Annotated in this window: 18 protein-coding genes; 12 read left to right on the top strand and 6 right to left on the bottom strand. The window is 74.4% G+C overall.

Features of this window, described 5'->3' with window-relative positions; all coding sequences use genetic code 11:
* The first annotated feature begins 112 nt into the window (after positions 1-112).
* The 6 genes from D7223_RS18460 (at position 113) to D7223_RS18485 (ending at position 5,684) form a co-directional block, all read left to right on the top strand.
* Complete coding sequence (locus D7223_RS18460; protein WP_120729666.1) at positions 113-1,318, top strand: substrate-binding domain-containing protein; 1,206 nt, start codon at positions 113-115, stop codon at positions 1,316-1,318.
* Positions 1,319-1,323: 5 nt separating this feature from the next.
* Positions 1,324-2,067 carry an ABC transporter ATP-binding protein gene (locus D7223_RS18465; protein ID WP_120729667.1) on the top strand — a complete coding sequence of 248 codons (744 nt, stop codon included), beginning with the start codon at positions 1,324-1,326 and terminating at the stop codon, positions 2,065-2,067.
* A complete protein-coding gene (locus D7223_RS18470) occupies positions 2,064-2,837 on the top strand; it encodes an ABC transporter ATP-binding protein (protein ID WP_120729668.1) in 774 nt (257 codons plus the stop codon). Before D7223_RS18465 ends, D7223_RS18470 begins: the two co-directional genes overlap by 4 nt.
* On the top strand, positions 2,837-3,727 hold the full coding sequence (locus D7223_RS18475; protein WP_120729669.1) for a branched-chain amino acid ABC transporter permease: 891 nt from the start codon (positions 2,837-2,839) through the stop codon (positions 3,725-3,727). The genes D7223_RS18470 and D7223_RS18475 overlap by 1 nt, the downstream gene beginning before the upstream one ends.
* On the top strand, positions 3,724-4,851 hold the full coding sequence (locus tag D7223_RS18480) for a branched-chain amino acid ABC transporter permease (protein ID WP_120729670.1): 1,128 nt from the start codon (positions 3,724-3,726) through the stop codon (positions 4,849-4,851). The genes D7223_RS18475 and D7223_RS18480 overlap by 4 nt, the downstream gene beginning before the upstream one ends.
* Positions 4,852-4,937: 86 nt before the next feature.
* Positions 4,938-5,684 carry an SDR family NAD(P)-dependent oxidoreductase gene (locus tag D7223_RS18485; RefSeq protein WP_120729910.1) on the top strand — a complete coding sequence of 249 codons (747 nt, stop codon included), beginning with the start codon at positions 4,938-4,940 and terminating at the stop codon, positions 5,682-5,684.
* Between the two features lie 88 nt (positions 5,685-5,772).
* On the opposite strand, the gene D7223_RS18490 is transcribed toward D7223_RS18485, so the two are convergent.
* Positions 5,773-6,603 carry a hypothetical protein gene (locus D7223_RS18490; protein WP_120729671.1) on the bottom strand — a complete coding sequence of 277 codons (831 nt, stop codon included), beginning with the start codon at positions 6,601-6,603 and terminating at the stop codon, positions 5,773-5,775.
* A 158-nt stretch (positions 6,604-6,761) separates the two neighbouring features.
* On the opposite strand from D7223_RS18490, the gene D7223_RS18495 reads away from it, so the two are divergent.
* Together D7223_RS18495 and D7223_RS18500 are read left to right on the top strand one after the other, a co-directional pair.
* A complete protein-coding gene (locus D7223_RS18495; protein WP_120729672.1) occupies positions 6,762-8,942 on the top strand; it encodes a DEAD/DEAH box helicase in 2,181 nt (726 codons plus the stop codon).
* 154 nt (positions 8,943-9,096) lie between these two features.
* Entirely contained in the window at positions 9,097-10,032 is a 936-nt protein-coding gene (locus tag D7223_RS18500; RefSeq protein WP_120729673.1) for a hypothetical protein, read from the top strand.
* 6 nt (positions 10,033-10,038) lie between these two features.
* Here D7223_RS18500 and D7223_RS18505 read toward each other — a convergent pair whose 3' ends face one another.
* A complete protein-coding gene (locus D7223_RS18505) occupies positions 10,039-10,455 on the bottom strand; it encodes a helix-turn-helix domain-containing protein (protein ID WP_120729674.1) in 417 nt (138 codons plus the stop codon).
* A 251-nt stretch (positions 10,456-10,706) separates the two neighbouring features.
* On the opposite strand from D7223_RS18505, the gene D7223_RS18510 reads away from it, so the two are divergent.
* Entirely contained in the window at positions 10,707-11,114 is a 408-nt protein-coding gene (locus tag D7223_RS18510) for a hypothetical protein (protein WP_120729675.1), read from the top strand.
* Here D7223_RS18510 and D7223_RS18515 read toward each other — a convergent pair whose 3' ends face one another.
* A complete protein-coding gene (locus tag D7223_RS18515) occupies positions 11,115-12,257 on the bottom strand; it encodes a class I SAM-dependent methyltransferase (RefSeq protein WP_120729676.1) in 1,143 nt (380 codons plus the stop codon).
* A gap of 337 nt (positions 12,258-12,594) precedes the next feature.
* On the bottom strand, positions 12,595-14,283 hold the full coding sequence (locus D7223_RS18520; RefSeq protein WP_120729677.1) for a DEAD/DEAH box helicase: 1,689 nt from the start codon (positions 14,281-14,283) through the stop codon (positions 12,595-12,597).
* Between the two features lie 292 nt (positions 14,284-14,575).
* Between D7223_RS18520 and D7223_RS18525 the strand changes: the two genes are divergently transcribed.
* A complete protein-coding gene (locus D7223_RS18525) occupies positions 14,576-15,253 on the top strand; it encodes a ferritin-like fold-containing protein (protein ID WP_120729678.1) in 678 nt (225 codons plus the stop codon).
* A gap of 58 nt (positions 15,254-15,311) precedes the next feature.
* On the opposite strand, the gene D7223_RS18530 is transcribed toward D7223_RS18525, so the two are convergent.
* Complete coding sequence (locus tag D7223_RS18530) at positions 15,312-15,539, bottom strand: DUF3107 domain-containing protein (protein WP_120729679.1); 228 nt, start codon at positions 15,537-15,539, stop codon at positions 15,312-15,314.
* A gap of 64 nt (positions 15,540-15,603) precedes the next feature.
* On the bottom strand, positions 15,604-16,242 hold the full coding sequence (locus D7223_RS18535; RefSeq protein ID WP_120729680.1) for a TetR/AcrR family transcriptional regulator: 639 nt from the start codon (positions 16,240-16,242) through the stop codon (positions 15,604-15,606).
* 1,641 nt (positions 16,243-17,883) lie between these two features.
* Between D7223_RS18535 and D7223_RS34325 the strand changes: the two genes are divergently transcribed.
* Complete coding sequence (locus D7223_RS34325; RefSeq protein ID WP_420330330.1) at positions 17,884-19,686, top strand: hypothetical protein; 1,803 nt, start codon at positions 17,884-17,886, stop codon at positions 19,684-19,686.
* 73 nt (positions 19,687-19,759) lie between these two features.
* Positions 19,760-20,734, top strand: a complete 975-nt coding sequence (locus D7223_RS18545) for an alpha/beta fold hydrolase (RefSeq protein ID WP_120729681.1) — start codon at positions 19,760-19,762, stop codon at positions 20,732-20,734.
* Positions 20,735-20,736 lie beyond the last annotated feature (2 nt).

A 20,736-nucleotide genomic window follows, 5' to 3' on the forward strand; every position in this document is an offset into this window, starting at 1 on the left:
CACCCCACCCCGATTACTTGTGTGTTTCAGCCACATAGCCCGTGCGTGACGTCACTTCTAGCGTGAGCCGACAAATGAGTTCCCTTCCTCCGAGTCCTCACGTGGAGTCGCAATGACGGTCCGCACGACGCGGCGGGTGTTCCTCTCCGCCGCCACGATGATGGCCGCGGCGCTCGCCGCCACGGCCTGTGGCAGCCCGCAGGAAACCGCCTCCGGCGGCGGCGACAGCGCCGCGCCGGTCAAGGTTGGCCTGGTGTACTCCCAGTCGGGAGCGCTGGCCAGCTACGGCAAGCAGTACATCGAGGGGTTCAAGGCCGGTCTGGACTTCGCCACCGACGGCACCAACAAGGTGGGCGAGCGGACCATCGAGCTGACCGAGGTCGACGACGCCGGCGACCCGGCGAAGGCGGTCTCCGCGGCCAAGGACCTGATCGGCAAGGGAAACAAGATCATCGCCGGCTCGACGGCCTCCGGCGTGGCCCTCCAGGTCGCCCCGATCGCCGCGCAGAACAAGGTGCTCTTCATCTCCGGCCCGGCCGCCACCGACGGCGTGACCGGTGCCAACAAGTACACGTTCCGGTCCGGGCGGCAGTCGTACCAGGACGTGGTGACCGCCAAGTCGTTCATCGGCGACCCGGCCGGCAAGAAGGTCGTCGTGTTCGCCCAGGACGGCGCCTTCGGTGACGCCAACGAGGCGGCCGTGAAGAACGTCATCGGCGGTGCCGGCGCGACCGTCAGCAGTGTCCGGGCCCCGGCCAGCGCCACCGAGTTCACCCCGTTCGCCAGCCAGATCAAGGCCGCCAAGCCGGACCTGCTCTTCGTGGCCTGGGCCGGCACCACCGCCCCGGCGATGTGGCAGACCCTCGACCAGCAGGGCGTACTCACCTCCACCACGGTCGTCACCGGGCTGGACATCCGCGCCTCGTGGCCGACCTTCGGCGCCGCCGGCAGCAAGATCTCCTTCCTGTCGCACTACTTCGACGGGGCCAGCGACACCGAGGCTGCCAAGGCTGCCAAGGCCAAGATCCCGGGCGGCACGCTCGACCTGTTCCACCCGGACGGCTTCGCCGCCGCCCAGATGGTCGTCCGCGCCGCGCAGGAGGGCGGCGACGACGTGGAGAAGATGATCACCGCCCTGGAGGGCTGGAGCTTCGACGGGGTCAAGGGCAAGATGACCATCCGCAAGGAGGACCACGCCCTGCTCCAGCCGATGTTCCAGGCCACGCTCTCGGGCAGCGGCCAGGCGTTCACCGCCACCGCGCAGAAGAGCCTGACCGGTGACGAGACCGCGCCGCCGGCCGTGGCGATGAAGGGCTGACCCGAATGCTCGCCACCCGCGGTCTGACCTGGCGGATCGGTGAGGTCGCCATCGTCGACAGCGTCTACCTCGACCTGGCGCCCGGGGAGTTCCTCGGCGTCATCGGTCCCAACGGCGCCGGCAAGACCTCACTGTTCAACCTGATCACCGGCCTGCGCCGGGCCACCGAGGGCCGGGTCACCCTGGACGGGAAGGACATCAGCGCCCTTCCGCCGCACCGGCGGGCCCGGCTCGGGCTGGGCCGCACCTTCCAGGCGTCCTCGGTCTTCGGCTCGCTCAGCGTGCGGGAGAACGTCCGGCTCGCCGTGCAGGCGTACCGCGGGGGTTCGATGAAGCTGTGGCGGCGGGCGGCGGCCGACCGGGAGGTCGCCGCCGCCGCCGACGCGGCGCTCGACCGGGTCGGCCTCGCCCACCGGGGTACGGCGCTCGCCGGCACCCTCGCCCACGGCGAGAAGCGCAAGCTGGAGATCGCCCTGCTGCTCGCCGGTGAACCCCGGGTCATGCTGCTCGACGAGCCGATGGCCGGGGTCAGCGCCGAGGACGTGCCCGAACTGGTCCGGGTGATCCGCTCGCTGACCGGTGACAGCGGCCGGTCGGTGCTGATGGTGGAACACCACATGGACGTGATTCTCGAACTGGCCGACCGGATCGCCGTGATGCACCACGGCGCCCTGCTGGCCTGCGACACCCCGGAGACGGTGATGGCCAACCCGACGGTGCAAGAGGCCTACCTGGGGGAGTCCCTATGACCACCGAGCCGGTACTCAGTGTGGAGGACCTGTCGGTCCGCATCGCCGGACTGCACATCCTCCAGGGGGTGTCCTTCACGGTCGCCCCGACCGGCGTCACCGTGCTGCTCGGGCGCAACGGCGTCGGCAAGACCACCACCCTGCGCGCGGTGCTCGGGCTCACCCCCACCGGCGGCGAGGTCCGCGGGTCCATCCGGATGGGCGCGCAGACCCTGCTCGCCCGCCCCACCCACCGGCTGGTCCGCGACGGGCTCGGCTACGTGCCGGAGGACCGGTGCGTGTTCGCCGGGCTCACCGTCGCGGAGAACCTGCGGCTCGCCGAACGGCGGGGCACCACCCCGGCGTACGACAAGGTCTTCGCGCTCTTCCCGGAGCTGGACCGGCGCGGACGGCAACGGGCGGGCTCGCTCTCCGGCGGCCAGCAGCAGATGCTGGCGATCGGCCGGGTGCTGCTCAACGACAACCGGCTGCTGCTGGTCGACGAGCCCACCAAGGGGCTCGCGCCGAAGGTGGTGACCGAGGTGGCCGAGGTGCTGGAACGGGTCGCCGAGTCGGTGCCGGTGCTGCTGGTCGAGCAGAACCTGGCCGTGGTGCGGCGGCTGGCCCGCGACGCCGTGGTGCTGGCCGCCGGCCGGGTGGCCTGGACCGGCGACGCGCGGGAACTCCTCCTGGAGACCGCGCTGACCAGGTCCCTGCTGGGCGTCGGCTCCGCCGACGGACATCACCACGAGGCCGCGCCGGCCGCCGCCGCGCGGGAGGACGGGCACTGATGGACACCGTGATCCTGTTGACGCTGACCGGGCTCGGCCTGTCGGCGCTGTACTTCCTGGTCGCCTCCGGCCTGTCCCTGGTCTTCGGCCTCGCCGACGTGCTGAACTTCGCGCATGGGCTGTTCCTCGGCGTCGGCGCGTACGCGACCTGGTGGGCGGCGGGCAACCTGCCCGGCGCCGGTGGGGACGGGTTCGGCTTCGTGCTGGCGGTCGCCTTCGGCGTGCTCGCCGGCACGCTGGTCGCCATACTCGTCGAGCTGGTGCTGATCCGGCCGCTCTACTCCCGCACCATCGAGCAGGTGCTGGTCACCGTCGGCCTGTCGCTGGCCGGGGTGGCGCTGCTCCAGGCCACCTGGGGCGCCGACCCGCGGACCTTCCCCCGTCCCGACTGGACCCGCGAGGTCACCTCGGTGCTCGGCGCGAACGTGCCCAACGGCGGCCTGCTGCTGATCATCGCCGCGGTGGTGGTGCTCGCCGCCATCCTGTCGTTCCTCCGCTGGACCCGCTACGGCCTGGTGATCCGGGCCGGGGTGGAGAACCGGGAGATGGTCACCGCGCTGGGCATCGACGTCCGCAAGGCGTTCACCCTGGTCTTCGCGATCGGTGGGGCCGCCGCCGCGCTGGCCGGCGCGCTCGGCAGCGTCTACTTCGGCACCGTCTCGCCCGGCCAGGGCGGCTCGTTGCTGATCTTCGCGTTCATCGTGGTGGTCATCGGCGGGATGGGCTCGGTCGTCGGGTCCGCGTACGCGGCGGTCGCGGTGGGGCTGCTGCAACAGTTCGTCAACTACTACGGCACCTCCGGGCTGGGCGACATCTGCGTGGTCGGGCTGCTCGCCGTGGTGCTGCTGCTGCGCCCGCAGGGCATCGCCGGAAAGGTGGCAACGGCATGACCGAGGTCAAGAGCCCCGAGGTTCCCGCACCCCCGGCGGCGGTGCCGTCCGAGCTGACGCCGACCGGTGGGCGGTGGGGGCGGCTGCGCCCCTTCCTGCCGCTGGTGGCGCTCGCGGTGGCGCTGATCCTGCCGTACTCGACGCTGGAACTGCACGGCATCTTCGAGGGCCCGCTGAACTCGCCCGGCACCCTGCAACTGCTCGCCGTGTGCCTGGTCTTCGGCGGGCTGGCCGCCGGCTACGACCTGCTGTTCGGCCGGACCGGCATGCTCTCCTTCGGGCACGCGCTCTATTTCGCCGCCGGGGTGTACGGCACCGACATCCTGGTCACCAAGGCCGGCCTGCCGCTGTGGCAGGCCGCGATCCTCACCATCACCGGCGGCACGATCCTCGCCGCCCTGCTCGGGGCGATCGCCCTGCGTACGGTGGGAATCGCCTTCGCCATGGTGACGCTCGCCTTCGCCCAGGTCGGCGCGATCCTGGTGGCCCGGGACTTCGGCGGGCTCACCGGCGGCGAGGAGGGACTGCCGCTGGACGTCTCCGGACTGCCGCAGGGGCTGGTCGGGGTGAGCAACACGGTCAACCTGTACTGGCTGGCCCTGGCGTACCTGGTCGTGGTGGTCCTCGTGGTGCACCGGGTGTCCGGCTCGCCGACCGGGCGGGTGCTCGCCGGGCTGCGCGACGACGAGCGGCGGATCGGGGTGCTGGGCCTCGACCCCTACCGGTTCAAGCTGGTGGCGTTCACCCTGGCCGGTGGACTCGCGGCGGGCGGCGGGGTGGTCTACACCCTGATCGTCGGTGGCGCCTCACCGCACATCACCTCCAGTGAGCTGACCCTGTCGCTGCTGGTCATGGTGGTGCTCGGCGGGCCGGGCACCCGGTGGGGGCCGGTCCTCGGCGGCATCCTCTACATGTACCTGGACCACCGGCTGGTCGCCTTCGGCACCAGCGACGCGGTGGACGCCCTGCCGGCGTTCCTCAGCCGCCCGCTGTCCCAGCCGCTGTTCGTGCTCGGCACGGTGTTCATCCTGGCCGTGTACTTCTTCCCCGGCGGCCTGGCCAGCCTGGCCCCCCGACTGGCCCTGCTCCGCCACTCCCTCCGCACCCCCCGCCGAAACGGCTGACGGGTCGATCATGAGGTTGGCGGGGTGACACAACGGCGTGTCGCCCCGCTAACCTCATGATCGACGGCTATCAGGGGGAGGGCACCATGAGCGACCGGCTGGCGGTGATCAGTGGGGGCGGGACCGGGATCGGGGCGGCCGTCGCGCGGGGACTGGTGGCCGACGGGTTCGACGTGCTCGTGGTCGGGCGTCGGGAGGACGTTCTCACCGACGCCGCCGCGCGGATCTCGTTCGAGTGCGGGCGGGCCGGCGCGGTACGGCCGGTGGTCGCCGACCTGACCGACCCGGATCAGGTGGAGCGGGTGGTCGACGCGGTCCGGGACCGGTCGGTGGACGCCCTGGTGAACAACGCCGGCGGTTACCGGGGCGGGGACACCGCCACGCTGGCCGGCACCGCGGCGCACTGGCGGGCCAACCTGGACGCCAACGTGCTCACCGCCGTCCTGCTCACCGAGGCGCTGCGGCCGGCCCTGCGCCGCCCCGGCGGCCGGGTGGTCCTGGTCAGCTCCATCGCGGCCCAGCGGGGCGGCGGCGGGGCGTACTCGGCGGCGAAGGCGGCACTGCACGGCTGGGCGTACGACCTGGCGGCGCAGCTGGGACCGGACCAGGTCACGGTCAACGTGGTCAGCCCCGGCTACGTCGCCGACACCGAGTTCTTCGGCGACCGGATGACCCCGGACGGCCACGCCAAGCGGGTGGCGGCCACCCTGGTCGGCCGGGCCGGCACGCCCGACGACGTCACCGCGGCGGTGCGGTACCTGGTCGGCCCGGACGCCGGCTACGTCACCGGTCAGGTGCTCGGGGTCAACGGCGGGTCGGTCCTCGGCCGCTGACCTCGGCCACCGGGGAGCCGGCCACCGCGCGGACGACGGCGGGGTCGCGACCCTCGGTACGGTCGCGACCCCGGTGCGGCGTCGTCCGTCAGCCGTTCAACATCTCGTACGCCGTGGCCGGCGCCGCCTGCGCCTCGCTGCCGGCCGGCGCGGCGAGCTTCGGGGCGGTGCCGAAGTCGTAGTACTTGACGGAGTACGTGACGGCCTTCTTCTTACCCGCCGCCGGGATCTTCAGGGCGAGCGTGGCCAGGTTCCCGTCCGGCCCGATCGTGGCGGTGAACGGGATCGCCCTGGCCTTGTCGCCGAGCGCGGCCTCGTCCACCTCCAACGCCTCCTTCATGTCCGGGTCGGCGGTCACGTCGACGGTGCCGGCGTACGAACCGTCCGGCTGCTGGGTGACGCCGGAGGCGTTCTCGATGATGACCCCGGCGTTGCCCGGGTCCGGGCCCTCGTAACCGGGCACGCCCGCCGGGTCCTTGATCTTGGACTCGTCCAGCTCCATCCACTTCTTCGGCAGCTTGAGCTGGGCGGCCAGCTCGTCGGCGCCGACGAAGGCGACCTTCATCCAGGAGCGTTCCTCGATGACCCGGAACGACAGCTTCATGGTGAACTCCGGGTCGGTGTTCTTCTGGGTCACCGACAGCTCGGTCCCCTTCGCGGCCGGGTCGACCAGGCCGGAGATCGCGGCGCCCTCCTCGTCGGTGCCGCCGAACCGGAACGCCGGGTCCTTGTCGTCCGGTACCGACGCCAGCAGCGCCGCCTTCGGGTCCGCGCTGGGCGACGACGACGGCGACGGACCGGACGAGTCTTCCGCGCCGCCGCCGCTGCACCCGGCGAGCAGGGTGGTGGCCGCCAGTACGGCGGTCGCGCCGGTGGCGGCCCGCCGGAGCAGGCCCGCGGTGCCGATTCGCTGCGTCATTCGTTGATCTCTCTTCCAGACAGGGCTGTTGCCGACGTCGATCCTGACACGACCGCACCGCCGAACCACTGACGCTATGCCACCGCCCGCCCCCGCCATCCGGCGTGCGGGCCTCCGCTCCAGGTGGCGGTGTCGTCCGGCACTGGTAGAAATGCCGGATGGATGCGGATCGGACGGCGGTACGGGAGCGGGCCGAGGCGGTGCTGCGCCGGCTCGCCGGTGAGTCCGCCCGGCTGCGCGAGGACCAGTGGCGCGCGATCGAGGCGCTGGTGGTGGACCGGCGTCGGGTGCTCTGCGTCCAGCGCACCGGCTGGGGCAAGTCGGCGGTCTACTTCGTGGCCACCGCCCTGCTGCGCGACCGGGACTCCGGCGTCGACCTCGCGCGGCCGGAGGTCGCCGGGCCGACGGTGATCGTCTCGCCGCTGCTGGCACTGATGCGCAACCAGGTCGAGTCCGCCGCCCGGGCCGGCATCCGCGCCCGCACGATCAACTCCGCCAACCTCGACGAGTGGGACGAGATCACCGCCGAGATCCGGGCCGGCGCGGTGGACGTGCTGCTGATCTCCCCGGAACGCCTGAACAACCCGGACTTCCGGGACACGGTGCTGCCGCAGTTGGCCGCCACCACCGGGCTGCTGGTGGTCGACGAGGCGCACTGCGTCTCCGACTGGGGGCACGACTTCCGGCCGGACTACCGCCGGCTGCGGACCTTCCTGGGCCGGCTGCCCGAGGGCACCCCGGTCCTGGCCACCACGGCTACCGCCAACGCCCGGGTTACCGCCGACGTGGCCGAGCAGCTGGGCACCGAGCCGGTCGACCCGGCCGCGCGGCGACCGGACGTGCTGGTGCTGCGCGGCAGCCTGGACCGGGAGTCGCTGCGGCTGGGCGTGCTCGACCTGCCCGGCCCGGCGCACCGGCTGGCCTGGCTCGCCGACCACCTCGACGAGCTGCCCGGCTCCGGGATCGTCTACACGCTGACCGTGGCCGCCGCCGCGGAGACCACCGAGTTCCTCCGGTCCCGGGGCTACCCGGTCGCGGCCTACACCGGGCAGGCGGAGGACGCCGACCGGCGCGCCGCCGAGCAGGACCTGTTGGACAACAAGATCAAGGCGCTGGTGGCCACCAGCGCGCTGGGCATGGGCTTCGACAAGCCCGACCTCGGCTTCGTGGTGCACCTCGGCGCACCGCCGTCGCCGATCGCCTACTACCAGCAGGTCGGTCGGGCCGGCCGCGCCGTCGCGCACGCCGAGGTGCTGCTGCTGCCGGGTGTCGAGGACGCGGCGATCTGGCGCTACTTCGCCTCGCTGGCGTTCCCGCCCGAGGAACAGGTCCGGACCGTGCTCGCCGCCCTGCACACCGACCGGCCGCTCTCCACCCAGGCCCTCGAACCCATCGTCGACCTGCGCCGCGCCCGGCTGGAGCTGATGCTCAAGGTCCTCGACGTGGACGGGGCGGTCCGCCGGGTGCGCGGCGGATGGCTGGCCACCGGCGAGCCGTGGACCTACGACGAGGCCCGGCTGCGGCGTGTCGCCGCCGCGCGCACCGCCGAGCAGCAGGCCATGCGGGAGTACGCGACGACGCCCGGCTGTCGCCTCCGCTACCTGCGGGAGTGCCTGGACGACGCGGACGCGGCGGACTGCGGCCGGTGCGACCGGTGCGCCGACCCGCTCTTCCCGGCCGTGGTCTCCGACGCCGCGCTGACCGCCGCGCAGACCTTCCTCGGCCGGCCCGGTGTGCAGATCCCCCCGAAGAAGCTCTGGCCGACCGGCCTGGACGCGGTCGGCGTACCTCTCAAGGGCCGCATCGCGCCGACGGAGCAGGCGCTGCCCGGCCGCGCGGTCGGACGTCTGTCCGACCTCGGCTGGGGCGGCCGGCTGCGCGGCCTGGTCGGCCCGGAGGCGGTGGACGCGCCCGTGCCCGACGACGTGGTCGCCGCCGTGGTCGAGGTGCTGAAGGCGTGGGCGCACGGCGACGACCCGTGGCCGCGTCGCCCGGTGGGCGTGGTCGCGGTCGGCTCGCGGCACCGGCCGCGACTGGTCGGGTCGCTGGCCGAGCGGATCGCCACGGTCGGCCGGTTGCCGCTGCTCGGCCAGGTGACGCCGGCCGAGGGGCCCGGCGCCACCGGCCCACGGGGCAACAGCGCCCAGCGGGTACGCGCCCTGCACGGAGCCTTCACCGTGGCCGGGGAGTTGGCCGAGGCCGTCGGCGGGCTGGACGGGCCGGTGCTGCTCGTGGACGACCTGGTCGACTCGGGGTGGACGATGACGCTGGTCGCCCGGGAGCTGCGCCGGGCCGGCGCGCCGGACGTACTGCCGCTCGCCCTGGCGGTCGCCGGCTGACCGCGCCCGGCCGCCCCGGCTCGTCGGGCACGGCTGCGGACGGCGCAACCCGCGCGGGGTGCGGGAAAGTTCCCGGCCGGACCGGACTGCGACGCCCGCCACGCCGGATGGAGGCCGGGCCGGAGGCGTCCGGGTCGCCGGTAGCGTGGGGGCCATGACCGACCGGCCGCCCGCTGACCAGGTCTCCGCCGTGCCGGACCGGAGCACCCTGCGGCTGGCGCTGGTCGTCGGCGGGCTGGTCCTCGCCGTCCTGCTCGGCTTCGGCCTGGGCCGGATCAACGGCGGCGCGCCCGCCGTCGCGGGCGCGGAGAGCGCGCTGAGCGACCACCGCCACCCGGCCGGCACCGGCGCCCACGAGCACGGCGCCGACCAGGGCGTCGCGGCCGAGGCGCAGGGCCTGTCGGTGACCGGGGCCGGCTACACGCTGGTGCCGACCGACGTGGAGTTCACCGCCGGGCGCTCCGGCGAGCTGCGGTTCCAGGTGCGGGACGCGCAGCGCGGACCGGTCACCCGCTTCGCCGTCGTGCACGACGAGCCGATGCACCTGATCGTGGTACGCCGGGACCTGACCGGCTACCAGCACCTGCACCCGGACATGGCGGCCGACGGCACCTGGTCGGTGCCGCTGACCCTGCCGCAGCCCGGCGTCTGGCGGGCGTACGCGGACTTCACCGCCCTCGCCGACGACGGCCGGCAGACGGCCCTCACCCTCGGCGTGGACCTGGTGGTGCCCGGCGGATACGCGCCCCGGTCGCTGCCCGCCCCGGCCACCTCGACGACGGTGGACGGGATCACCGTGGAGCGCCGGGGCACCCCGGCGGTCGGCGTGTCGGTGCCGCTGACGTTCCGGTTCACCGGGGCGGACGGCGGCACCCCCACGCTGGAGCGGCACCTCGGCGCGTACGGGCATCTCGTCGCGCTGCGCGCCGGGGACCTCGGCTATCTGCACGTGCACCCGGAGCCGGAGCTGGTGGACGGGGTGCCGACGTTCTGGGTGACCGTGCCCGGCACCGGGCGGTACCGGCTCTTCCTGGACTTCAAGGTCGGTGGGACGGTGCGGACCGCCGAGTTCACCCTCGACGTGCCCTGAGGCGGGTCAGCCGGCCCGGCGGACCGGCCGGCGGGCGAGGTAGCGCAGCAGGTCGCGGATGTGGTGCTTCTCCTCGGCCGGCACGGTCGGGTCGGCGAGCCGTTGCAGGATCGCCCGCACGTCCGCCTCGACCGGTCCGTCGTCGCCGCGCCGCCGCGGTGACGGACCCGCGTCGGGCAGGCCGAGCGCGCGGAACGCCGCCGCGACCGGCAGGTCCAGCGCGGCGCAGAACCCCCGTACCTTGGCCAGTTCCGGGTAGTCCTGCCAGTCACCGGCGAGCCAGCGGAACACGGTGGACCGGCCGACCCCGGTGTGCGACGCCAGGTCGGTCACCGTCCAGCCGCGCTCCTCACGGGCGTCGTCTATCGCGCGTCGCACGAAGCGTGCGAACGCCACCTGCGGTGATGTCTCTGACGAAGCCATCCCAGCGGATCGTCCCTCCCGGGCGGCACCCGGCGGTGCGCATGTCGAGGGTAGTACGGGGTACGACGGTATCAATTGACTGATCGACCAGACTGTCCCGTCGGCGGGACGAACTGACGGAACATCGATAGGAACGCCGTGACCCGCGCGTTGACCGCCGCTTCTCCACTACACTCGCGGCTCGTCACGCACCGCACACGACCGACCGCGCAACCCCGTCGACGACGGGCCGGAGTTCGACAAGGAGCAGCATGGCCGCCCCCGACCGTCCGATGCCGCACCGCCCGGGTGCGGTGAGCCTCTTCTTCGTGGCCAAGGCCGGCGTCTTCGCCGCCGGTTTCTGGATCTGGCTGCTCGTCCTCGTGCTGCGCGGCGACACCGCCACCGGCCTGCACGTGCTGGTCGCCACCGGTGCGGTCACCACGACGCTGGTCGGAGTGGTGCTCGGTGCCCGGCTGGCGCTGCAACACGACGCGGCCGAGCGGCACGCCGAGTTCAAGCGGCTGCTCGTGGACATCTCCTGGAACGCGTTCGCCGCCGCCGGCAACGCCGAGAGCCCGGGGAAGGTCGTGCCGTTCCCCTCCGCCCCGGCGGAGTCCGAGCGGACGCTCACCGGCATTCCCGGCGACCGCCCCCGCAACGGGGATCGGCGTCGTTGATCAGCCCGCCAGCAGCGTCTGCAGGCGCGGGGTGACCCGCCACTGGTCGACGAGCGCGTCGTACTCGTCCCGCTGCGCGGGCGTCGCGTCCGCGCCGGTGTGCCGGGCGCGGATGAGCAGGTTGCGCGGGGTGTGCCGGGAGTCGACGAACTCCACCACCTCCGCCCGGTAGCCGTGCAGCCGTAGCTGCCCGGCCCGCAGCGCGTCGGTGAGGACGTCCGCGAAGCGCTCCCGCAGGATGCCCTGCCGGGTGAGCAGGTCGTACGGGGCCGGCGCGGGTCGGGCCCGCAGTTGGGCCGCCACGTCGTGGTGGCAGCACGGCGCGGCGAGTACCCAGCGGGCCTGCCAGCGCACCGCCCGGGCCAGGGCCTCGTCGGTGGCCGTGTCACAGGCGTGCAGCGCCAGCACCAGGTCCGGTGCGGGCTCGACCACCGCCTCGGCGATCGTGCCGGCCACGAAGCTCACCCGGTCGCCCCAGCCCAGCCGCTCGGCCAGCGCGGTGTTGCGCTGCCGCTGGTCCTCCCGGACGTCCACCCCGATCAGCTCGACGTCCAGCCCGCGCTGCGCCAGCCACCGGTACGCGGCGAAGGTCAGGTACGCGTTGCCGCAGCCCAGGTCCACCACCCGCAGCGGCCCGGTCAGCTCGTCCGGGAGGGTGGCCGCGAGGGCACGCAGGAACGCGTCGACCTGCCGCCGTTTGGCCGCCGAGCCGCCGATCTCGGCGAAGATCGGATCACCGGGGTCGAGCAGGTAGTCCTTCGCCCGGTCGTTCCCGGCGGGCTCCGGCGCGGGACGGACCGCGGCGGCACGGTGCACCTGCGCCGCACCGGACTTGGTGACCCGCAGTTGCAGCGTCGCGTCGGCGGTCTCCACGTGCCAGTTGCCGAACGGCTCGGCCAGCAGCGCGTCCACCGTCGCGTCCGCCTCCGGCCCCGGCGCGACATTGCGGGTGTGCGGGCGGACGCCGTCGGAGGTCGAGATCTGCAACCGGGGGCCGGCCTTCAACGCGACGGGCCGCAGTTCCGCCCGGACCACCGAGGGGCGCTGTCCCCGCCGTCGCCCGGCACCCACCGCCCGGGTCAGACCGGGAGCGAGCAGCAACGCCCGCACCTCGGCCAGCGCAGCCTCCAACGACTCCGGCACTCTTCTCCACCCTCCTGCCGTTCGCGCGCGTCTGGCGCGGGATCGTCCCGCGTTCGCCCGGGGTTCGCGTGGTGTCCGCCTCGGGCTGGTCTCGGCTGCCTCGCAACCGTCTCAGCCCCGCCTGCGCGCCACGACCCGGGCGGCATCCCTTCCTGGAACCCCCTTTGCTCTGCTTCAACCCACGCACCGGAGGCGTCCGTTGAAGCAGAGCAAAGGGGCCGCGCGGCAGGTGTCCTGCGCGCCGGCCACGTGCGAGTGGCCGGTTCGGCGCAGCCCTCCCGCACGGACGTCCCCCGCTCCGGCGAACCGGGGCGGGGGACGTCGTGGACGTTCGGGGTCAGTCGGCGCTGGTGGCCTCGGCCGGCGTACCGGATGAGCCACCGCCACCACGACGGCGCCGGCGGCGGCGCGGCTTCGGCGCCTCGCCCTCGGCGGCGACGGTCGGGATGTCGCCGGCCTCGGCCGTGACCACCGTGGTCTGCTCGCCGGCGACCGGCTCGCCGGCCCGGCGACGCCGGCGGCGACGCGGTACCCGGGCGCCGTCCTCACCCTCGGCGTCGGCGGGCGCCTCGGCGTCCGGCCCGGCGCTGGTGGCGTCGTCCCGGCCCCGGCGGCGCTCGCGCCCGCGCCCGTCGCCCCGGCCCTCGCCACGCCCGTCGCCCCGGCCCTCACCGCGCCGGGCGCCGCGGCCCTCACCGCGCCGCGGCCGGCCACCCAGGTCCTCCTCGACCTCCGCGGACAGCCCGGCGCGGGTGCGCTCGGCGGTGGGCAGGGTGCCGGTCATCTCGGTGGAGATGCCCAGGTCGGTGTAGAGGTGCGGGGAGGTGTGGTAGGTCTCCAACGGCTCGGGCATGTCCAGGCCGAGGGTCTTGTCGATGATCCGCCAGCGGGGCATGTCGTCCCAGTCGACGAAGGTCACCGCGACCCCGGTCGCGCCCGCGCGGCCGGTGCGGCCGATCCGGTGGGTGTAGGTGTCCTGGTCCTCGGGGCAGTCGTAGTTGATGACGTGGGTGACACCACTGACGTCGATGCCCCGGGCCGCCACGTCGGTGGCGACCAGCGTGTCGATCTTGCCGGCCCGGAACGCGCGCAGTGCCCGCTCCCGGGCGCCCTGGCCCAGGTCACCGTGCACGGCGGCCACCGCGAAGCCGCGGAAGTCGAGGTCCTCGGCGACCCGGTCGGCGGCCCGCTTGGTGCGGGTGAAGATCATCGTCAGGCCCCGCCCCTCGGCCTGGAGGATGCGCGCCACGATCTCGATCTTGTTCATCGAGTGGGTGCGGTATGCCAGCTGCTGGGTCTGCGGCGACGGACCGGTCTCGGCGGTGTGCCCGGCGTGGATGGTCACCGGGCGGCGCAGGAAGCGCCGGGACAGCGTGACGATCGGGTCCGGCATGGTGGCCGAGAACAGCATCGTCTGCCGGTCCTCCGGCAGCATCGCCAGGATCTTCTCGACGTCGTCGAGGAAGCCCAGGTCGAGCATGCGGTCGGCCTCGTCGAGGACCAGCGCGCGCACCCGGTCGAGCCGCAGGTGCTTCTGCTTCTGCAGGTCCATCAGCCGGCCCGGGGTGCCGACCAGGATCTCCACGCCCTTGCGCAGGGCGTCGATCTGCGGCTCGTACGCCACCCCGCCGTAGATCGGCAGCACCCGCACGCCGCGCGTGCGGCCGGCGGCCTGGAGGTCCTTCGCGACCTGGATGCCCAGCTCGCGGGTGGGGACCACGACGAGTGCCTGCGGCACGCCGTCACTGCCCTCGGCGGGCGCGAACACCCGCTCCAGCAGCGGTACGCCGAAGCCGAGGGTCTTGCCGGTGCCGGTGGGGGCCTGGCCGATCAGGTCGGTGCCGCGCAGCGCGATCGGCAGGGCGTATTCCTGGATGGCGAAGGCCCGGGTGATGCCGGACGCGGCCAGCGCGTCCACGGTCTCCTGACGCGCGCCCAGCTCGGCGAACGTCGGGGCCTCCGGCCGCACCGGAGCGGTGGGGGCCAGTTCCTGGCCGTCCATGAGGTCTTGAGTCAGCTCGCTCATATGGATTTGGGGGTGCCTCTCGTGGGTGCGCCCCGTTGATCCTCAGGGCGCTGTCGGGTATGGCGCGGGCCACACGGTCGGCGGCAAGACTGCCGAGCCGGACCGGGCCGCACGCGCACCGCGGGGAACGTCGACCGGGTCGAACATCGGTCGGTGCCCACGGCAACTGCTCCAGTCTACCTGAACCCGCCGGTCAACGCCCCGATTCCCGATCGGGGTCCGTGTCCAGGGTCCGGCGTTGTGACCTGGGTCACTTTCATGCTCCGGTCCGGTTCGGCGGTAGCCTGCGCAGATGTCCGTCCCCACCCCGTCCGAACCCACCACCGACATCCCGCCCACGCACGCCGTGGTCGACCTGCTGGGCCTGGTGGCCCTCGGGGAGCTGCTCGCGTTCGAGCGGATGGCCGCCGACGCCCGACTCGCCCCCGACCTGCGCCGCCGGGCCGCCCTCGGTGAGATGGCCGCCGCCGAGATCGGCAACTACCGCCGGCTGGCCGCCCGGATCGCCGCGCTGGGTGCGCTGCCCGACGACGCCATGGCTCGCTACGTCACGCCGCTGCAGGCGTACCACGACTCGACCGAGCCGCGGGACTGGGCCGAGGCGGTCACCAAGGCGTACGTCGGGGACGGCATCACCGACGACTTCCTCCGGGAGATCGCCGGCGCCCTCGCCGAGCCGGACCGTCGGCTGGTGCTCGACGTGCTGCACGAGTCCCGGTACGCCGACTTCGCCGCCACCGAGATCCGGATCGCCGTCGAGGCGGACCCCCGGGTGGCCGACCGGCTGTCGATGTGGGCCCGGCGGCTGGTCGGCGAGGCGCTGTCCCAGGCCGGCCGGGTCGCCTCCGCGGACCGCGGGGCGCTCACCGCGCTGACCGGGCCGGGCGAGCAGGTGGACGTGCCGGGACTGTTCCGCCGGCTGACCGCGGCGCACACCGCGCGGATGGCCGCCGTCGGCCTGAACAACTGATGCCGGCGTACCGATGGGGCCGGTGCGGTGCACCAGCCCCGCCGGTACGCGCGGGACGTCAGCGGACGGTGAAACCGACCGCCCGCGGGGACGCCTCGGCGATCTCCACGTACGCCACCTTGTCGACCGGCACGATGATCCGCCGGCCCTTCTCGTCGGTGAGGGAGAGCGTCCCGCTGCCGTTGGCGAAGGCGTCGGTCACGGCCTGCTCGATCTCGGCCGGCGACTGCGCGCTCTCCAGAACCAGCTCGCGCGGCGCGTACTGCACGCCGATCTTGACCTCCACGCTGCCTCCTCAACTGGGGCGAATGAGCCGCCCTGCGAAGGCTATCCGATCACCGGGGCGGCGGTCAGGCTGACTCACCCTGGAGGGGGAAGCTCGCGATGCCTCGCCAGGAGAGCGCCGCCACCAGTGCCTCGGCCTCGGCCTTCGGCACCTGCCGCCCGCCCGCGAGCCAGAACTGCGCCGCCGTCTCGGCCGCGCCGACCAGCCCGGAGGCGAGCAACTCGGCGTGTGCCCGGCTGACGCCGGTGTCCGAGATGATGGTGTCGGTGATCGCCGCGATGCAGCCCTGCTCGACCCGCTCGACGCGCTGCCGCACCGCCGGGTCGTTGCGCAGGTCGGACTCGAAGACCAGGCGGAACGCCTCGCTCTCGTGGTCGACGAAGTCGAAGTACGCCCGCACCGACGCGCCGACCCGCTCCTTGTTGTCGTCGGTCTCCCGCATCGCGTCGTGCACCTTCGCCACGATCGCGTCGCAGTGCGTGTCGAGCAGCGCCAGGTAGAGCTCCATCTTGCCCGGGAAGTGCTGGTAGAGCACCGGCTTGGAAACCCCGGCCCGCTCGGCGATGTCGTCCATCGCGGCCGCGTGGTAGCCCTGCGCGACGAACACCTCCTGCGCCGCGGCGAGCAACTGCTTGCGGCGCGCGGAACGGGGCAGGCGGGTGGGCCTGCCGGCGGTCTGAGCACCGTTCCCCACAGCCGTCATGGGAACCTCCGAGTTTCCTTGGTACGAGCCGGCATTTCACCCGAACCGGTCCGGGTCTGGAGCCCGTCGCGGAATTGGCCCGCCGCTGTAACTTATCGCCACTGTCACCACACGGTAGCCTCAGCGGGGGCGACCAAGGAGCGCGCGGTGAGTGAAGCAGGGCAACCCGGAGCCGCCACCCCGGGAGAGCACGGTGACGGCACGGGTCCGCAGGACGACCTGGCCCGTTCCGGCGACGGGTGGGCGCCCTCGGTGGCCGGCGGTTGGCCCCGGCTCGGGGACCGACCCGCGCCGCGCGACTCGGCCTCGGGGTGGTCCACCCCCGATCCGCACGGGGGATGGGGCACCGCATCGTCACGAAACGGTGACCTTCCGTCACCGTTTCCCGCCACTGCCGGAGATTCCGAGCCCCCGGCCCGGGCAAACGGCCACCGCACGAACGGCGTCACGCACTCCGATCTGCCGGCCGGCCGGCCCACGCCGGTGAGCGCACCCCCGGTGCCGTTCGGCGAGGCGCGTCGCGAGACCGACGGCGACCGGTTGGTCGTTCCGGCGCAGCGTCCCGCGCCCGACGCCGAGCAACAGCCCGGACCTGTCGCCGGGCCGGAGTCCGGCCCGACGCGGCACGCCTCCGACGACCGGCCCTCCCGTCCACGCTGGGCGGATTCCGGCCCCCCGACGTCCGCGCCCCCCGCCATGCACGTGCCGCCGGTCGGTACCGCGGCCAGCGGCTTCGAGGTTCCGCCCGGGTTCCACGCGCCCACGGTCGACCGGGCCGCGGCACAGTCGCCGGCCGGCGGCGAAGCGCGGTGGGACGACCCGTACGCCGTGCCACCGGCGGTGGCCTACCGTTCCGCGCCCGACAACCGGACCTACGCGTCACCCGGCGACCGTCCGGACCGCGCGCCGGTCCCCGACCGGCCCGACGCCGGTCGCGACCAGGGTGACCGACCCCCCACCGCGCAGGACCCGGGGGACCGACCCACCGCCGGTCGAGCCGTGCGCGACCGGGAGGCCGACGGCCGGCCCTCGCCGGTTCGCGCGCTCGGTGCCGAACTCCCGCCGGCCGAACGCGCCGCCGGTGCGGACCTGCCGCCGACCGAGCGGCCCGTCGAGCGCGGCTGGGCCCCCGTCGACCGTCCCCTCGCCGACCAGCCCTTCCCGCCCGACCTCGACCGGGTCGGGGCCACCGACCGGGCCGCCGGCCGTCGTGCCTTCGCGGCCGATGCCGACCGGGCCGGAGCCGCCGGTCGTCCCTTCGCGACGGACGCCGACCGGGCCGGGGCTGCCGACCGGGCCGCCGGTCGTCCCTTCGCGACCGACGCCGACGGGGCCGGGGCCGCCGATGCCGGCCGGGCCGGAACCGCCGACCGTGCCCGCGGCCCGGAGCCGACGGCCGCCGACCCACCGGGCGTCTCGGACCGGTCCGGTCCCGAGCGACCGGGCCCGGAGCGGCCCGGCCCCGACCGGCCACGTTCGGAGCGGTCCGGTTCCGAGCGGTCCACCGCCGGCCGGCCCGCGACCGAGCGGGGACGCGCCTGGTCCGACGGGAGTGACGAGCGGGACCACCCCCGGTATGCCGGGATTCGGGACGCCGGGGCCGACCGGCCGACCGGGCCGGTCGCCGACGAGCGGCCCGGGATCACCGAGCCGGACTGGTCCGGTCCCAACTGGAACCGTCCGAGCTGGGGCAGCCCCTGGGCACCGCCGTGGGCCCGGGACGAGATCGCCCTGTCCGGCCACGACGAGGCCGAGCCCGCCGGGCACGGCACGCGACCGGATCCGGGGTTCACCGAGGGAGGTGCGCGTCCGGACCGGCGGCCCACCTGGGCCGGCGAGCCGGACCGCCCGTACGACCCGAGCCGCGCCGAGCCCGACCGCCGCTACCCGACCCAGCCGTACGAGCCGGTGCGTGCCGGTTCGGCGGCTCGCCCGACGTACGAACCGCCCGCCGCCCCGACCGACCGGCCCGCCTGGGCCCTCGGGCGACCCGCGAGCGCGCCTCCGGCTCCGTCCGCGCCCGAGGTCCCGCCGCCCGGTCCCGAGCCCGTCGCGGGCGAGCCGAACTCAGGAGCCGTCCGTCCATTCCGGCTGCGCCCGGTCAGCGCCGCCCCCGCTGCGGAGACCTCGACCGAGCCACCGAGCCCCACCGGTCCCGCGATCACCCCCGCCACGAGTGGGGCCGCCCGCCGCGACCGCACCCCCTTCGCGCCCGTACCGACGAGCGCACCCCCCTATGCGGCCCGCCGATCCGCCCCGGACCCGGTCCCCACGGCCGAGCCGGCCGACGGCGACGGCCTGCCGGACGATACGTCGGCGGTCTTGCCGCAGCGCGTCCCCGCCGAACCGGACGTGCCCGTAGTGCCGGAGCCGCCAGCCGTGGAGCCACCCGCCGAAACCCCGGAACTCGCCCGGATCGCCAAGCACCTGCGCCGCGAGGACGAGCCCGCACCGCTGCGGGAGCGCCCGGAGGGCTTCGACGTCGACGCGATCCTCACCGCCGTGCGGGGGGTCGACGGGGTCCGGGACGCGGAGCTGCGCCGTACCCCCGCGGGAGCGCACAGCCTGCGCCTGGACCTCTCCGACGGAGCCGACCCGGCCGAGGTGAGCCGCCAGGTCGCCCGCCTGCTCCAGGAGCGGATGGGTCTGGCCGCCGCGCCGCGTGACCTGTCCGGTCCGCCGACCGCGCCGGTGCGCCGCCGCTCCGCCGAGCCGCAGGGTGCCGAGGCCCGTTCCGTGACGACCCGCGACCTCGCCGCGCCGTCCGCCCCGGGAAGTCGGGCGCCGGGCGGCCGGCCGGAGACACTGCCGGCGAGAGCGGAGCCGCGGGATCCGGCACCGGCGGAGGCGCCGCGCCGGCGTCGGCAGTACACCAACCCGCCGCACCGGGGCCGGGCCAGCGTCGAGGAGCCGGGTTCGGTCTCGACCGCCCCGCTGGGCACGCCGCCCGGCAGCCCGGTGACCCTCGGTACGTCGTACTCCGGTGGGCAGGTCACCACGACGGAGACCGCGCCCTCCCGCCCGCTGGACACCGGCGGCGCGCCGGGGCCCCGGGTGGTGATCGACCACGTCCAGGTGAGCACCTTCGGCCTGGACGCCACCGTGGAGGTACGCCTGATGGCGGGCGCGCGTGCCGCCGCCGGGCACTCCACCGGGCCGGCGGTCGACGGCTACGTGCTGCGGCTCTGCGCGGTCGCCGCCGCGGCGGCGGTCGACGAACTGTTGCGCGGCGCGGAGCCGGAATCCGGCCGGTGCTTCGTCGAGCACGCGGCCGTGGTGCCGTTCGGCAACTGCGAGGTGGCCACCGTGGTGGTCCTGCTGATCTGCGACGGCTGGGTCGAGCAGCTCGCCGGTTCCGCGCTGGTCGCCGGTGACCCCCGGCAGGCCGTGGTGCGGGCCACCCTCGCGGCGATCAACCGCCGGCTCGAGGCACTGCTGGCCTGAAGGGGCCGTCCGGGCGCGGTGGTGTGGGTCGCACCGGGCTGCCGCGTGACGCGGGTCCGGGCAGACTGGAACCATGAAGCGCGCCACCCTCTGGCCGGACCACCTGCTCCCCGAGCACTCCGTGCCACCGCCCTGGCCGGGTCGGGAGGTACGCCTCGACGGCACGGTCACCTACGTGCGGGACACGCCGGCGACCGCGCCGGACGCGGAGCCGGCGTTGTACGTGCACGGTCTCGGCGGGTCGTCGCAGAACTGGACCGACCTGGCCGGGCTGCTCGCCCATCGACTGGACGGTCAGGCCATCGACCTGCCGGGCTTCGGGCGCAGCGAACCGGGCCACCGCTACACGATCCCGGCGTTCGCCCAGCGGGTGATCCGGTGGATCGAGTACGCCGACCGGGGGCCGGTGCACCTGTTCGGCAACTCGCTCGGCGGCGCGATCTCGGTGCACGTGGCGGGAGTACGACCGGACCTGGTCCGGACGCTGACCCTGGTCTCGCCGGCCCTGCCGTTCCTCGCCTTCCACCGCTCGTTGCAGGGCCGGATGCTGCCGCTGCTGGCGATCCCCCGGGCCGAGCGGCTGGCCGCCTGGCGGCTGGCGCAGTTGGCGCCCGAGGTGATGGCGCAGCAGGCGATGGAGGCGTGCGTCGCCGATCTCAGCCGGATCAGCGAGCAGCGCCGGCGGGAGGCGCTGGAAGAGATCCGGGTGCGGTACGAGGCCGCGCACTACGCCGCCGCGTACGTCCGGACGTTCCGCGGTCTCGTCTCCAGCTTCCTGCGTTCGTACCTTCCCGGCTCGGGGTCGCTGTGGCGGCTCGCCGCCGCGATCCGGGCACCCACGTTGGTGGTCGGCGGGCGGCGCGACCGGTTGGTGGACGTCCGGGTGGCGCCGCAGACCGCCCGGATGATCCCGGACAGCCGGCTGATGATGCTCGACGGCGTCGGCCACGTGGCCCAGTTGGAGGTTCCGCGCCTGGTGGCGCGGGCGGTGCTGGCCCTGCTCGCCGAAACGGAGGACACCGCGCAGCGGCCCGACATGGCAGGCTGAGC

It is taken from the genome of Micromonospora endolithica (assembly GCF_003626595.1).
GTDB lineage: Bacteria > Actinomycetota > Actinomycetes > Mycobacteriales > Micromonosporaceae > Micromonospora > Micromonospora endolithica.

What these genes read in the sequence shown, in the direction of transcription:
- D7223_RS18510 (WP_120729675.1), top strand. Translation starts at nt 10,707, where the DNA reads ATGGCCGCCCCCGACCGTCCGATGCCGCACCGCCCGGGTGCGGTGAGC.
- D7223_RS18490 (WP_120729671.1), bottom strand. Translation starts at nt 6,603, where the DNA reads ATGACGCAGCGAATCGGCACCGCGGGCCTGCTCCGGCGGGCCGCCACC.
- D7223_RS18465 (WP_120729667.1), top strand. Translation starts at nt 1,324, where the DNA reads ATGCTCGCCACCCGCGGTCTGACCTGGCGGATCGGTGAGGTCGCCATC.
- D7223_RS18480 (WP_120729670.1), top strand. Translation starts at nt 3,724, where the DNA reads ATGACCGAGGTCAAGAGCCCCGAGGTTCCCGCACCCCCGGCGGCGGTG.
- D7223_RS18460 (WP_120729666.1), top strand. Translation starts at nt 113, where the DNA reads ATGACGGTCCGCACGACGCGGCGGGTGTTCCTCTCCGCCGCCACGATG.
- D7223_RS18520 (WP_120729677.1), bottom strand. Translation starts at nt 14,283, where the DNA reads ATGAGCGAGCTGACTCAAGACCTCATGGACGGCCAGGAACTGGCCCCC.
- D7223_RS18500 (WP_120729673.1), top strand. Translation starts at nt 9,097, where the DNA reads ATGACCGACCGGCCGCCCGCTGACCAGGTCTCCGCCGTGCCGGACCGG.
- D7223_RS18535 (WP_120729680.1), bottom strand. Translation starts at nt 16,242, where the DNA reads ATGACGGCTGTGGGGAACGGTGCTCAGACCGCCGGCAGGCCCACCCGC.
- D7223_RS18505 (WP_120729674.1), bottom strand. Translation starts at nt 10,455, where the DNA reads ATGGCTTCGTCAGAGACATCACCGCAGGTGGCGTTCGCACGCTTCGTG.
- D7223_RS18485 (WP_120729910.1), top strand. Translation starts at nt 4,938, where the DNA reads ATGAGCGACCGGCTGGCGGTGATCAGTGGGGGCGGGACCGGGATCGGG.
- D7223_RS18475 (WP_120729669.1), top strand. Translation starts at nt 2,837, where the DNA reads ATGGACACCGTGATCCTGTTGACGCTGACCGGGCTCGGCCTGTCGGCG.
- D7223_RS18495 (WP_120729672.1), top strand. Translation starts at nt 6,762, where the DNA reads ATGGATGCGGATCGGACGGCGGTACGGGAGCGGGCCGAGGCGGTGCTG.
- D7223_RS18545 (WP_120729681.1), top strand. Translation starts at nt 19,760, where the DNA reads ATGAAGCGCGCCACCCTCTGGCCGGACCACCTGCTCCCCGAGCACTCC.
- D7223_RS18525 (WP_120729678.1), top strand. Translation starts at nt 14,576, where the DNA reads ATGTCCGTCCCCACCCCGTCCGAACCCACCACCGACATCCCGCCCACG.
- D7223_RS18470 (WP_120729668.1), top strand. Translation starts at nt 2,064, where the DNA reads ATGACCACCGAGCCGGTACTCAGTGTGGAGGACCTGTCGGTCCGCATC.